Source organism: Peribacillus sp. FSL M8-0224 (assembly GCF_038003055.1).
Classification (GTDB): Bacteria; Bacillota; Bacilli; order Bacillales; family DSM-1321; genus Peribacillus; species Peribacillus frigoritolerans.
Map to the genome: position 1 here is coordinate 4,703,409 of NZ_JBBOOJ010000001.1, position 13,938 is coordinate 4,717,346.

12 protein-coding genes are annotated in these 13,938 nt (G+C 41.8%); 5 read left to right on the top strand and 7 right to left on the bottom strand.

The features are described from left to right. Nucleotides 1–789: 789 nt before the first annotated feature. The 3 genes from MKX49_RS22885 to MKX49_RS22895 form a co-directional block, all read right to left on the bottom strand. A complete protein-coding gene (locus tag MKX49_RS22885) occupies nt 790–1,983 on the bottom strand; it encodes an aminotransferase-like domain-containing protein (RefSeq protein ID WP_340877897.1) in 1,194 nt (397 codons plus the stop codon). Between the two features lie 209 nt (nt 1,984–2,192). Beyond that, nucleotides 2,193–2,564 (bottom strand): MmcQ/YjbR family DNA-binding protein, encoded by a 372-nt coding sequence (locus MKX49_RS22890; RefSeq protein ID WP_340877899.1) that lies wholly within the window; start codon nt 2,562–2,564, stop codon nt 2,193–2,195. Nucleotides 2,565–2,588: 24 nt separating this feature from the next. Further along, nucleotides 2,589–2,984 (bottom strand): VOC family protein, encoded by a 396-nt coding sequence (locus tag MKX49_RS22895; RefSeq protein ID WP_340877900.1) that lies wholly within the window; start codon nt 2,982–2,984, stop codon nt 2,589–2,591. A gap of 237 nt (nt 2,985–3,221) precedes the next feature. Here MKX49_RS22895 and MKX49_RS22900 point away from each other — a divergent pair, with 237 nt between their 5' ends. Next, entirely contained in the window at nt 3,222–3,452 is a 231-nt protein-coding gene (locus MKX49_RS22900) for a helix-turn-helix domain-containing protein (RefSeq protein WP_063595909.1), read from the top strand. Nucleotides 3,453–3,790: 338 nt separating this feature from the next. Here MKX49_RS22900 and MKX49_RS22905 read toward each other — a convergent pair whose 3' ends face one another. Continuing rightward, on the bottom strand, nt 3,791–3,955 hold the full coding sequence (locus tag MKX49_RS22905; RefSeq protein WP_153246116.1) for a hypothetical protein: 165 nt from the start codon (nt 3,953–3,955) through the stop codon (nt 3,791–3,793). 388 nt (nt 3,956–4,343) lie between these two features. On the opposite strand from MKX49_RS22905, the gene MKX49_RS22910 reads away from it, so the two are divergent. The 4 genes from MKX49_RS22910 to MKX49_RS22925 all read left to right on the top strand — a co-directional run bounded on the left by MKX49_RS22910 (nt 4,344) and on the right by MKX49_RS22925 (nt 9,849). After that, nucleotides 4,344–5,261: a proline dehydrogenase family protein gene (locus tag MKX49_RS22910; RefSeq protein WP_034310470.1), complete on the top strand. Its 918-nt coding sequence runs from the start codon at nt 4,344–4,346 to the stop codon at nt 5,259–5,261. 58 nt (nt 5,262–5,319) lie between these two features. After that, nucleotides 5,320–6,861 carry an L-glutamate gamma-semialdehyde dehydrogenase gene (gene pruA, locus MKX49_RS22915; RefSeq protein ID WP_340877901.1) on the top strand — a complete coding sequence of 514 codons (1,542 nt, stop codon included), beginning with the start codon at nt 5,320–5,322 and terminating at the stop codon, nt 6,859–6,861. Nucleotides 6,862–7,028: 167 nt separating this feature from the next. Beyond that, on the top strand, nt 7,029–8,498 hold the full coding sequence (putP, locus tag MKX49_RS22920) for a sodium/proline symporter PutP (protein ID WP_096339239.1): 1,470 nt from the start codon (nt 7,029–7,031) through the stop codon (nt 8,496–8,498). A 130-nt stretch (nt 8,499–8,628) separates the two neighbouring features. Beyond that, nucleotides 8,629–9,849, top strand: a complete 1,221-nt coding sequence (locus MKX49_RS22925; RefSeq protein ID WP_340877902.1) for a PucR family transcriptional regulator — start codon at nt 8,629–8,631, stop codon at nt 9,847–9,849. A gap of 207 nt (nt 9,850–10,056) precedes the next feature. Here the strand turns inward: MKX49_RS22925 and MKX49_RS22930 are convergent, their stop codons facing one another. From MKX49_RS22930 to MKX49_RS22940, 3 genes are all read right to left on the bottom strand, one after another. Further along, nucleotides 10,057–10,200 (bottom strand): sugar diacid recognition domain-containing protein, encoded by a 144-nt coding sequence (locus tag MKX49_RS22930; protein ID WP_340877903.1) that lies wholly within the window; start codon nt 10,198–10,200, stop codon nt 10,057–10,059. A gap of 107 nt (nt 10,201–10,307) precedes the next feature. Next, nucleotides 10,308–11,762, bottom strand: a complete 1,455-nt coding sequence (locus MKX49_RS22935; protein ID WP_340877904.1) for an alanine/glycine:cation symporter family protein — start codon at nt 11,760–11,762, stop codon at nt 10,308–10,310. A gap of 204 nt (nt 11,763–11,966) precedes the next feature. Next, on the bottom strand, nt 11,967–13,619 hold the full coding sequence (locus MKX49_RS22940) for a glycerol-3-phosphate dehydrogenase/oxidase (RefSeq protein WP_340877905.1): 1,653 nt from the start codon (nt 13,617–13,619) through the stop codon (nt 11,967–11,969). Nucleotides 13,620–13,938: the final 319 nt, after the last annotated feature.

The window sequence follows — 13,938 nt, forward strand, 5'->3', positions numbered from 1 at the left end:
CGAATAAAAGAACGAAATCATAATGACTTCGTTCCGAATTTATAACTTTATTGTTATCTTCTAGTCTTGATTTATATCAATCCTCCTCGAATAAAATCTCATTAAGGACATTAATAGTCTCAAGCTGCATAGATGGCAGTAGATGTGAATAGGTTCCCAGTGTCACTTTTGGAGGAGTAATACTTAAAACTTAGAGTAATTGTTCCCTTTCTTTCATCATCTTGTATAAGTTAAAAAATATCTTGGAAAGTACACTGAAATTATGTATTACTTTATACTTTCTAATAAATGATTTTTACTCAAAAAACAATACTTATGTACTACCTAAAGGCAATAAAGAAAAATATATTTGGTCACATTATTGGTCACTCATTAAAAAGGAATAGTTAGTATTAAAGGAAAAACTATTACCTACTTCTTTGGAAAGGTACCTATTATATCAACTTTAAAAGTATTTAATATTAAGAGAGGAAAAGCATCTCGCTACGCTGGCAGCGTAGAGGTCAGCGGTTCGATCCCGCTATGCTCCATATCCGAAAACCCTTGATATATCAAGGGTTTTTTCTTTTTGTCAATTTGTCCACCACTGCCCCTAATATTTCTTCAATCACTGCGATAAAATTTTCATGCTTTTTTTAAACGTAATGTATGAGCCTTTTCCTCTCTCATGGTCGGAAGAAAATATTTTGCTTATTAACTCGATATAAAGAATAAAAAACCTACCCCCTTTAAGGAAGTAGGTGTAAAAAAACAGCGAAATAACTTATAGATTAACAAACTAACAATCCTTCAGGACAAACTAGTTGCGATAAGCTGTCCTAGTCTTCGTATTCCCTCGATCATTTCTTTCTCATTGGCATAACTGAACGAGAGCCGGAGAAACTCGGTTCCATCGTTTTGATCCAAGAAAAAGTATTTCCCTGGAACATATGAAACACCCTCAGCCAGAGCCTGTGATAATAACTGCGATGTATCCACTCCTGGAATTCTCACCCATACAAAGTAACCGCCATCTGGAACATACCAGGAAACGGATTCTGGAAGGAATTGTTCCATAGAATGGATTAACGCAGTGCATTTAGAACGATACGTATCTTTTAGAAGGTCGAGCCGTTTCTCAAAATCGGTGTTTTCTAAGTATACAGCCATTGAACTTTGAGCAAATGGATGGTCTAAATCTTTTTTAAACCACTCAAAAGCCTTGATGAATTCACTTTCTCCCGCTATCCATCCAATCCGCATTCCTGGCGCAACAACCTTGGATAATGACCCGACTTGGAGGACTCGCCCGCATTTATCAATAGATTTTATTGGGACCGGATTTTTATCGAAGGATAATTCCCCGTATGCATCATCCTCCAGAATGAGGAAATCATACTCGATGGAAAGCTCCAATAAATGCTTCCGGCGCTCAATTGTCATAGTCGTTCCAGTTGGATTTTGAAAAGTTGGGATTGTATATACAAAACGCGGGAGGGTTTGACCTGTGCGTTTCCTTTCATCCAGCATTTCCTTTAATCGGTATGTTTGGAGTCCCTGTTCATCTATAGGTATACTAATAATCCGTTTCGTATAGTTTTGAAAAATCTCCAAAGCCTCCATGTAGGTGGGAGACTCTACTGCTACAACCGCTTTATCATCAAGAAGAACGCGGGCAATAAGATCAATCCCCTGGCAAGCTCCTGATGTAATCAAAAGCTGTTCTTCCAAAACGCAAATTCCACGCTCTGCCAACCTTTTCTGGATTTGCTGCTTTAGTCTTGGAATTCGCGGACTTCCGAGATAATGGAGCGGCAAATCCTGCTCCTCATCAAGAAGTCTGGCTACAGCTACCTTGAGCTCCTCAGCAGGAACGAGAGCAGGATCAGGATAGCCTGAACTCAAGCGAATACAACCATCTGGCAGATCTGGCATCCATGCACCGGGCGGATCATTCTTAAGTGCCGCTTTAATGTTCTCAGAAAAAAAAGATTCAACTTTCACTTCAACCAAACACCTTTCCTTCAACCAAATCTTGATTGATTCTCGCAATCTTTAAAGTTAGCTGCTTATTTTAAGATACAAATCATAACCTACTATTAATACTAAACGTTCTTCTGATGAGAGACAACAATCCCTCTCTTTATATTTTCCAAATTCCGGAGTCCCTCTTACACGTAAAAAATAAAGAAAGGCAGATCGTCCGCCTTTCTTCACTTTTTATTCAACTCATTCCTTTTCTTTACCATACGCTTCGGTGCCGCACGTAAATAGCCTTCTTGAATTAGATAGGTAAATTCATCCCAGTCTTCCCTATCCGGATTTTGAATGGAAACCCAACCGTGACGACCTATATATGGGGTTTTTAAATATTTCTCTTTCTGCAGCAATAATTCTTGAGTTTCTCGATCTGACTTGAACGACAAGCTGAATCCTTTCTCGCTTTCACCAGAAATCACGAAGGATTTTCCATTGATTTTAAAAGTATTGTGACCGAAACCATCAATATGTTCATCAGCTTCCGGCAGTGCAAGACAGATATTGCGTACAATATCAAGCATGGCTTTCGTGTCTCGTGATTCCATGTTTCAATTCACCTATTATCCACTCTATTTTGCATTCACATCGGGTTGATGAATTCCAAAAGTATTGCCTTCGGGATCGATATAGTATCCTTGCCAAGCCATTCCAGGCAGGGCAAATTTGGGCATTGCGAGCTTGCCGCCATTCTCAATGATTTTAGCTTCCGTTAATTCGTAATTTTCCACGCCAATGGTACACGCAAATGCATTTAACGCTTGGTGTGTTTCCGGCGGAGCACTAGGACGCTGCATCAAAGCACCATCGATACCATGTTCATTCTCATTGCCAGTCACTGCTCCAAAGTAAGGCATCCCTGCATAATCACTCCAGTCTTGAAATGACCATCCGAACACCTCTCCATAAAACGTCTTTGCCCGTTCCATGTCATTCACATGAATTTCGAAATGAACTATTCTTCCCATGATTTCCTCCTAAGATACATATGAATTAGCCATTCATTTACATTATTCAGTCTGTGTTCGCTGCCTATTTATTATTATAATTTAAATGGAAATAAATTCAAAGAAATTGAAGCTTCATCATACAACCAACCCGGGAACCGCTTTTCAACTTTGTATCCCAAACATTTGCGAAACTATGTGTATATTTTTGTGAAAGCTGGACGAGACTGCTAGTAAATCATTCTAGGAGGTTATCAAATGTTTAGATTCGGGAAGAGAAAGCCGCGAAGCAAGGTCGGTAAATTAATCGATAAGCACGGATATACCCAAGAGGAGTTTGTAAGTGCGTCAGGAATTTCACGCAATACGATAAGCAGAGTTTGCAGCGATCCCAAGTATGTGCCGTCAGCCGGGGTTTTAAAGAAAATCATGAAGGCGGTTCGAAGTATAGATGCAGGCGCAAAGGCAGATGACTACTTTAATTTGTAAACAAAAAGGCCCTGGCTTATGGGCGGGGCTAAATTATTTTTCAATTCTTGTTCATACTCTCCTATCCATGCTCCCAAAACCCAAGCTTTTCTTTCGGAAATTAACCTTCATTCCAACGGCCCCGGCTTTTCAAAGTTCAGGTGAAAAAGTTCATATGAGATTCAACGACATCCCCTGAATTAAAATCCCCCACTTCCATTAGGAGCGGGGGATTTTCTTCATTCTCGGCTGATGTGTATATATTTGGGGCTCTTTGTCCCTTTTAGACAAACCCTGCAGGGATTTCTTTAACAAGGGCGTTATCGATTAGGGACAAAAGTTTATGTATTCCGCTTGAACTATTTTCGACCGACCATTTTCTTTATGAACTGAACCACAGGTGAAACGATGGATTCATGTACATTCGTAAGGGCATAACCGATCAGACCCATAATTACCAGGGCCATTATTAATCCTACTATCAATCCCGATGTTTCTCTAAGTTCTTCAAGTACAGCATCCATTCATTATCCTCCCCGGCTTGCCGATGCACTTATTTTTGCGATTTTTCACCGATATTAAGTCTGAAAGCTTCATTTATCGTTTTTTCTTCGAACATTGACCGATTCTGTTAAATAAGGTTCATTATAACGCATTGGATGATTATGGTCGAGTTTCCACTTTTAAACGCATCCATAGAAGCCCTGCTTACTAATAAATGCTTTACCTCTAGCGTTTCTCTTTAAGTCAAAAGATAAACCTTCGTTTCATCTGCAGAAATGTAAACCTTTTCATTTGTCCAAAACCGACAAAGAAATGACAGAATTATTGTTTTTTGAGAACATTGAGAATATTGTCGAAAAACCTTAAGCTTAATTTAAGAAATACATCTTCTTAGGGGGTGCGCTTTATATGGAAGCCATTACAAGGGACTTTTTCTTATTTTTATCTAAGAATAACCTGCTTAATAATATTGCTAAAAAAAGCGGAGGAAATTTTGCTGCTGGAAAGATCATTGGGGGAACTGATTTCCAAAGTTCCATTAAATTCATTAAACAACTTAATAATAGCGGCTTGTCGGTTACAGTCGACCATCTTGGGGAATTCGTTGATTCCAAGGAAGTGACTCTGGAACGGACGGCAGAATGCATCGAAACGATCGAAATGATCAGCAGGGAAAAACTTGATTCACAGGTTTCTCTGAAGATGACTTCTTTGGGACTTGATATCGATCATAAACTAGTGATTGAGAATATGACGAAAATTCTTGATACAGCCGAAAAACATAAAGTCATGGTCACGATCGATATGGAAGATGAAGTTCGCTGTCAGGCAACAATCGATATCTTTAGACAGTTCAAAGAAAAATACAGCTGCATAAGTACTGTTCTACAAGCATATTTATTCCGCACAGAGAAAGATTTGGAGGACCTTGGCCAATATAAGCCATTCCTGCGTCTCGTAAAGGGTGCCTATAAGGAATCTCCTGAGGTGGCTTTTCCCGAGAAGAATGATGTAGACGAAAACTATAAAAAGTTGATTAAGCAAAGTCTTCTTAACGGAAATTATACGGCCATTGCCTCACATGATGACAAAATCATCGAATATACAAAAGAGCTGGCCAAGAAATATGACATCCCAAATACACAATTCGAATTCCAAATGCTTTATGGCATGAGGAACAAGACTCAATACGAATTGGTCAAGCAAGGTTACAAAATGCGCGTCTATGTACCATATGGTCTGGATTGGTATGGATACTTCATGAGAAGGCTTGCAGAAAGGCCATCCAATATTGCCTTTGCCTTCAAAGGGATGGTCAGAAGCTAAATATACTTTCAACATTATTAATTGCTACAAAAAAATCTATTAAAAGGTGTGATTATCAATGATTTCATATAAACACGAACCATTTGTTGATTTTACAAACGAGGAGAACAAAAAAGCATATCAGGAAGCACTTCAAACTGTTGAGGGCTACTTAGGGCAAGACTACCCTCTTTATATCGGTGCAGAGCAAGTGGCGACTGATGAGAAAATCGTTTCATACAACCCTGCAGATAAGCAAGAGGTCATCGGCCGCGTTTCGAAAGCGAATAGGGACCTTGCTGAAAAAGCCATGCAGGAAGCTGTTACCGCTTTTGAAAGCTGGAAAAAAGTGAAGCCGGAAATCCGCGCTGACGTTTTGTTCAAAGCGGCTGCCATCATTCGCAGACGCAAGCATGAATTCTCTGCGTTATTGACGAAAGAAGCGGGAAAACCTTGGAATGAGGCTGATGCTGATACAGCGGAAGCAATCGATTTCCTTGAATTCTATGCTCGTCAAATGCTTACTCTTAAAGATGGTGTGCCTGTTCAAAGCCGTCCGGGAGAATTCAACCGCTATGATTACATTCCATTAGGAGTCGGCATCATCATTTCTCCTTGGAACTTCCCATTTGCGATCATGGCAGGTACAGCTGTTGCCGCTATCGTTACTGGTAACACAATCCTGTTGAAACCAGCTTCTACTACTCCTATCGTTGCTGCGAAATTCGTTGAAGTGATGCTTGAAGCAGGCCTTCCAGCAGGTGTATTGAATTTCGTTCCAGGAAGCGGAGCAGAGGTCGGCGACTACCTGGTCGATCATCCTAAAACACGTTTCATCTCCTTCACAGGTTCACGTGATGTAGGTCTGCGCATTTACAAACGTGCTTCAGAAGTGAACGAAGGCCAAATTTGGCTGAAGCGTGTCATCGCTGAAATGGGCGGAAAAGATACAATCGTCGTCGACAAAGAGGCAGATCTTGAATTGGCTGCTCAATCGATCGTGAAATCTGCATTTGGCTTCTCTGGACAAAAATGTTCTGCTTGTTCCCGTGCTGTCATCGTTGAAGATGTATATGATCAAGTTTTAGCTCGCGCTGTTGAATTAACAAAACAACTTACAGTTGGTAATCCTGTAGAAAATCATTTCATGGGACCGGTTATCGATCAAGCTGCTTTTGACAAAATCATGAGCTATATTGAAATTGGGAACGAAGAAGGACGCATTCTGACTGGAGGAGAAGGAGATAGCTCTACAGGCTACTTCGTTCAACCGACAATCGTTGCCGATGTCGATCCGCAAGGCCGCTTGATGCAAGAAGAAATCTTCGGACCAGTCGTTGCCTTCACAAAAGCCAAGGACTTTAACGAAGCACTTGAGATTGCCAATAACACTGAATATGGTTTGACTGGGGCTGTCATTACGACAAATCGCCTTAACATGGAAAAGGCACGCGAAGAATTCCATGTCGGGAACTTGTATTTCAACCGCGGCTGTACTGGTGCAATCGTAGGTTATCAGCCATTCGGCGGGTTCAACATGTCAGGAACTGATTCCAAGGCAGGCGGACCGGACTACTTGCAGCTTCATATGCAAGCAAAAACAACATCCGAAACATTCTGATAATGTTCCATTGAGCAATTCGGAAGATGATTTGAAATCCCTATGGTTTCCGTATCCTCCATTCTGGATACGGAAACCAAAATGAAGTTAAATGGAGGAAGTGACAAATAGGTTGCTTCCTCTTTTAAAACAAAAAATTATATATTTCATCACGAAGGGAGTCTTTTATGGATTACGCATTAATAATTTCGATCAGCATTTACATGGCTGGCATGCTTCTCATCGGTTACTTCGCATACAAAAGGACTTCCAATTTAAATGATTATATGCTGGGCGACCGGGGCCTTGGACCTGCTGTCACTGCATTAAGCGCCGGTGCCGCGGATATGAGCGGTTGGCTTTTAATGGGTATGCCTGGTGCCATGTTCGCAACAGGACTAAGTTCAATCTGGATTGTAATCGGTCTCACATTAGGAGCCTATATGAACTGGCTGTATGTTGCACCTAGATTGAGAACCTATACGGAAGTCGCCAATAACTCGATTACGATCCCCGCTTTCCTGGAAAATCGTTTTGGCGAGGGCTCACAGATCTTAAGGCTCATTTCGGCTTTGGTTATCCTCGTATTCTTTACCTTTTACGTTTCTTCCGGAATGGTATCCGGCGGAGTCTTATTCCAAAGTACATTCGGCCTTGATTACCATACAGGCCTATGGATCTTAACAGGCGTCACCGTTGCCTATACTTTATTCGGTGGATTCCTGGCAGTAAGCTGGACAGACTTTGTTCAAGGGATCATCATGGTTGTCGCCTTGGTTCTTGTACCGATCGTCACCCTTTTCCATGTTGGCGGTTTCGGTCCTGCGATTGACACGCCACGTTCCATTGATCCTGCTCTGTTGAATATTTTCACGGGGACCAGCTTTTTAGGAATCATCTCATTATTTGCTTGGGGACTGGGTTACTTCGGACAGCCGCATATCATTGTCCGCTTTATGGCGATCAGTTCTATTAAAGAAATCAAGAAAGCCCGTACTATCGGAATGGGCTGGATGATTTTCTCCAGTATCGGTGCCATGCTGACTGGATTCATCGGTATCACGTATTTTCATCAGAACAACCTGAAGTTAGCTGATCCTGAAACGATTTTCATAGAGTTAGGGGAAATACTATTCCACCCGCTTATCACTGGTTTCTTGATTTCAGCGATACTGGCAGCCATCATGAGCACGATTTCTTCGCAGCTTTTGGTTACGGCCAGCTCTTTAACGGAGGATATGTACAAAACTTTCTTCCGTCGTTCCGCTTCAGATAAAGAGCTTGTTTTCCTGGGCAGACTTTCCGTACTGGCCATATCCGTCATAGCGCTCATTCTCTCTTGGGAACAGAATGACACGATCCTTGGACTTGTCGGATATGCATGGGCTGGATTCGGATCTTCATTCGGTCCATTGGTCATACTGAGCCTCTGCTGGAAACGAATGACAAGATGGGGCGCTTTAGCCGGGATGATCGTTGGTGCCGCTACTGTAATTTTCTGGTCGATGGCAGGATTATCCGATACGCTTTATGAAATGATTCCTGGTTTTGGCGCAAGCTTGATTGCCATCATCCTGGTCAGTCTTCTAACAGCGAAACCATCAAAAGAAGTAGAAGCGAAATTCGAAGAATTCGAAAAAACTTTAAAACAAAAATAAAACCCCTAAAAGGAACGGTATTTTTTCATATACCGTTCCTTCTTTGTTCTTGCCCCTATACACATCATTAGTTTAAAAGTATTATTAAACTAAGTTGTCATACACTTCAAAAAACTGCAGGGGGCCATATATGTCATTAGAAAAAATCCTGACTCTCACAAACATCAACGATATAACGGATATGGTCAGCACTTATTTAAAAAAACCAGTCGTTATCGAAAATGACCAATTTTTATTGCTGGCATATAGTTCATATTATATCGAACACTTCGACCAAGCCAATCGGCAAACCATCTTCACAAAGCATTGGCCGATTCCAATCCTGGAAAAATTCATGGATGAGGGCATTGTCGAACAGCTTAAAACAGTGGAGCATCCCTTTAGGGTGAAACAAATCGAGGAAATCGGGTTAAATCAAAGGGTCGTTGTGAGCGCCGTTCATAAAGGACAAGTCTTCGGGTTCATTTGGGTCCAAGAAACGGAAATGATGACTGATTCCGATCTGGAATTTTTACACGAGGTTTCCCATCATATCGGCAAGCTCCTTTATCAGAAAAAACAGATAAACATAAAAAAAGATGAAGAAAAAAATGAGTTTTATCAAAAGGTCATTGACGAAGTCTATCAAACGGAAAACCAAATAAAATGGGAAGCCGCCAATATGAGTCTTCTCATTCCGGAAACTTTCCTTGTCAATGTCTTTACCATCGCTCAATCAGATGCGGAACATTTCGATGAATTAGCGGATACAGTCAGTCTGTTTGCCAATGCGTTGAATCATTTTACCCATGTATTCACAAACCAATTGAAGATCATCGTCCTGATTGGCAGCAACGGAAAAGGGAAAGACCTGCTTACCGATAGCGCCAATGATTTAACGAATACCGTTCTTTCTCAATTCACTGATAAAAAGGTATTCCCGGGAATCGGAAATGAGTACTCTTCGATTCTTCAATTAAGAAAATCCTATCTCGAAGCCCTGGAAGTGATCAACGCAGCCAAATTCATCGGTGTACCCGAACAGCTTCCCTTCCAATATAGCAAGCTTGGGATTTTCCGTTACCTCGAAATGATCTCCAACCATCATACTAAAACGAATTATATCAATACGGATTTAGAAATTCTTCAAAAGAAGGACCTGGAAAGCCAAACCAAACTCCTTCAAACACTGGAAATATATCTCTTGAACAATTGCCGGATCAAACCGACATCGGAACAGCTTTACATTCATACCAACACATTGAAATATAGATTGAATCAAATAACCGATCTCACCTCAATCGATTTTGATGACTTTCATTCGAGAATGCAACTATACATCGACTTACAGCTTATAAAGCAGAGATCTTAAAGAACGTCCCGTTTTTGAGTTCGGGTGATTCAATAAGCGAAGGAGAGAAGAAACGCGGCGAGGTCTGCCGGTTTCTTCTCTCCTTATACATGCTTTACCTATTTACTGGACTCACCTTATGCGGAAACTTTAGGCGTCCCAGTACGAACAAAATCCATCATTTCCTCTTTCGATAGTTTGCTTAGACCCAGAGTTTCTATGGTTCTTTCACTTTGCGGAGTGCCCCCAATAAGAATTTCCCGGCTTATCGCTTGAACCAAGAACCATTCCGTCTTTATCCGTGATAAGTACATCATGACCGATTACTTCACCTGTTATATTCACAATTTCTTGAGCTAATTTGGCTAACATATTATCCCCCCTAGTTATCGCAAAACCATGAAAAACCAGCTCGTAAATAACTTGAGCTGGTTTTTCATGTATCTTCTTCTATTAAATTAATTTAATAGCATTTTCCCTCAAGAAACATTTTCCTTGTCGCCGGTGTACTCACGCTCCCAAAAATCGGCGTTTTTTATGCCTAAAGCTTTTGGATTGAAAACCGGATCGATTCCTGCTTTCTTTTGCTTTTCGTAATCCTTTAACGTAATGAGCGCCGGTTTAGCAAGGATTAAAATGGCAATGACATTGAGCCATACCATAATGCCTAAACCCGCATCCCCTAATGCCCAAGCCAGCTCTGCCGTACGCACGGATCCGTAAAAACTGGCCGCCAGGATGATGAGCTTCAAGGCGAACATGGCCGATTTACCATTCCGGTTGCGCATTAAATAGGCGATATTGGTTTCAGCGATATAATAGTAGGCCATGATCGTCGTAAAGGCGAAAAAGAAAAGGGCGATTGCGACAAAGCCAGCACCAAAACCTGGGATTACGCTATCAATTGCTGCTTGTGTATACCCTGGACCAGGTGTTACATCTCCCAAATTATTGACGATAAATGAACCATTTTCCGCTTGTGTATTATACATGCCTGTAAATAAAATCATGAAGGCCGTAGCGGAACAAACGAACAATGTGTCGATATAAACCGAGAATGCTTGAACAAGACCCTGCTTTGCCGGATGTGATACTTCCGCCGCAGCCGCAGGATGAGCTCCTGTCCCTTGCCCGGCCTCATTCGAATAAACGCCGCGTTTCACTCCCCAAGCTATCGCCATGCCAATGATCCCCCCAAATGCGGAATCCAACCCGAAGGCACTTCTGAATATCAAAGAAATGACTCCTGGTAATTCTGTGATATTCATTAGAACGATGACAACAGATAGCAATATATAACCAAGGGCCATAAAAGGGACGATTAAGGTTGCAGCATTAGCTATCCGTTTTACACCGCCGAATATAATGAAGCCAAGTAAAAGGACAATGGCCAAACCAGTGAACACCGGTTTGATGCCGAATGCATTTTCCACTCCGGCAGCAATCGAATTGGATTGAACACCTGGCATAAGGATGGCCATGGCTATAAGGGCTGCAAATGCAAAAAGAACAGCAAACCACTTCACGCCCATTCCTTTTTCAATATAATAGGCTGGTCCCCCTCGATATTGACCATCTTGTTTGACTTTATAAATTTGAGCTAAAGTGGATTCCACAAATGCACTGGCCGCTCCTATGAAGGCTATGGCCCACATCCAGAAAACGGCACCGGGACCGCCAAAGGCGATAGCCGTGGCCACCCCTGCAATGTTACCTGTACCGACCCGACCTGAAAGGGCTATGGATAAAGCCTGGAATGAGGAAACCCCCGCTTCCGAACTCTTTCCTTGGAACATCAAAAGGACCATTTCCTTAATATGCCTCACTTGCAGGAAACGGGTCAAAATCGAGAATAATAAACCTACTCCCAATAAAATATAAATGACTGGCGAACTCCATAAAACTCCATTTAAAGCCGTAATAAATTCAGACAATCAAGCTCCCCCTTTATAGTTTGAAAATTCTAATTTATCTTTTAATGATTATATTTCATCTTGATGGATTAAACAATAGTTTTCACGTGAGGAAACCTCACATATGTATTTTTATTTTTCCACTTGCAAATACCCCGATAATCACATTCCGAATACAAAAAAAACGCCAGCGATTCCGCCGGCGTCATGTTTTTTGCATATGGATCAAGATACTTTAATCGCACCCAATATTTCCTGTTCCAATTGATTGGTTCTCTCCATTTTTGTTGATTCCGTCCATCCAAAATATCCAGCCATATAATCGATCGCTGCATGTTTATGCGTTTGGACTAAATCGATATCGAATAACAACGTCCCCGTCCTGCGGAAGAAGAAATCCACTGGAGTTGCGGCCATTTCATGATCAACTGCGTATTTCAGCTGTACGAACAATTTCTTTGGAAGGCCGCTGTTCGCTCCTCCGTCTCCTTCGTTTTTGGCGATATCGAATAACACAGGTGCGTTGGACCCGTACATGGCCAATATCTCTTTGGAGTCCTTTACAGCGAGCCCTGAGTCAACTCCCATTTGAACATGTTGCTTGATATAATCGGAGAAGTTGCTTGATCCCCCGACATCCCCTCCGGAAATCGGCATTCCTTTCGTGCTGCTGGCTGGGTAATTTTTATTGGACTGCTCGGCAAGCTTCCCTGCCAAAAGGTCGACCGTCGTTTTTGCCATTTTGCGATAACCGGTCAATTTCCCACCCGCAATGGTGATAAGGCCAGAATCGGACTCCCAGATTTCATCTTTCCTTGATATCTCAGAAGGATCTTTCCCTTCTTCAAGAATCAACGGCCTTACCCCAGCCCAGCTGGATTCGATATCATCATCCGTAATGTTCACTTCTGGAAACATATAATGTATGCACTTTAATAGATAGGCACGGTCTTCGGAAGTAACGGTCGGCACTGCAGGATCACCATCATAAAAAGTATCTGTAGTCCCTACATAAGCTTTACCGGCTCTCGGGATGGCAAAAATCATCCGGCCATCAGGCGTATCAAAATAAAGCGCCTGCTTCAACGGGAATTTCGATTGGTCGATGACCACGTGAACACCCTTGGATAACTTCAGCGTCTTCCCTTGTTTCGATTGGTCCTTCTCACGAATGGAATCCACCCACGGACCTGCTGCATTAATAACTTTGTCTGCGTATATTTCATAAGCATCACCTGAAAGCAAATCGGCCACTTGGACTCCGTTCACCTTACCGTTTTCATATAACAATTTATCTACTTTTGTATAATTTATCGGTGTTGCACCTTTATCGACAGCCGCCTTCATGACTTCAATCGTAAGACGTGCATCATCTGTCCGATATTCAACATAGTAGCCTCCGCCCTTCAATCCCTCTTTCTTAACGAGAGGCTCCCGTTTTAGTGTTTCATCCGCCGAAAGCATTTTCCTGCGTTCAGATTTTTTAACCCCTGCAAGGAAATCATAGACCCGAAGCCCAATCGAAGTACTGAATTTCCCGAAGGTGCCTCCTTTATGCATCGGTAACAGCATCCATTCCGGCGTGGTCACATGCGGTCCATTCTCATATACGATTTCTCGCTCTTTACCAACCTCGGCAACCATTTTTATTTCAAATTGCTTCAAATACCGCAATCCGCCATGAACAAGCTTTGTCGAGCGGCTTGAAGTACCTGCAGCAAAATCCTGCATTTCAACCAAAGCCACTTTCATCCCACGGGTCGTTGCATCCAGAGCGATTCCTGCACCGGTAATTCCCCCACCAATGACAACCACATCAAATTTCTCTTTTTTCAGAGTTTCGACCGTTTCTTCCCGATATATATTTGAAAACCTCATGCCTGACTCCTCCTTTAAGTATTGCATTCTATTGTTTTTTGTATGAATTGGCGATGTTCACTCGTGAATTCTGCACTTTTACTCGTGAATTCGCATGATTTACTCGTGAATTCTGCACTTTTACTCGTGAATTCGCACGGTTTACTCGTGAATTCACACGATTTACTCGTGAATTCGCGCGATTTACTCGTGAATTCGGTCATTATATTCAATTGGTTCATTTGTTCGCATAAGTTATATAGATATTAATATCCCTAATCTGCCGTTAAAAACAAAAAAAGAGACCATAAATGCACATTATCGAATTAACGATAACGCA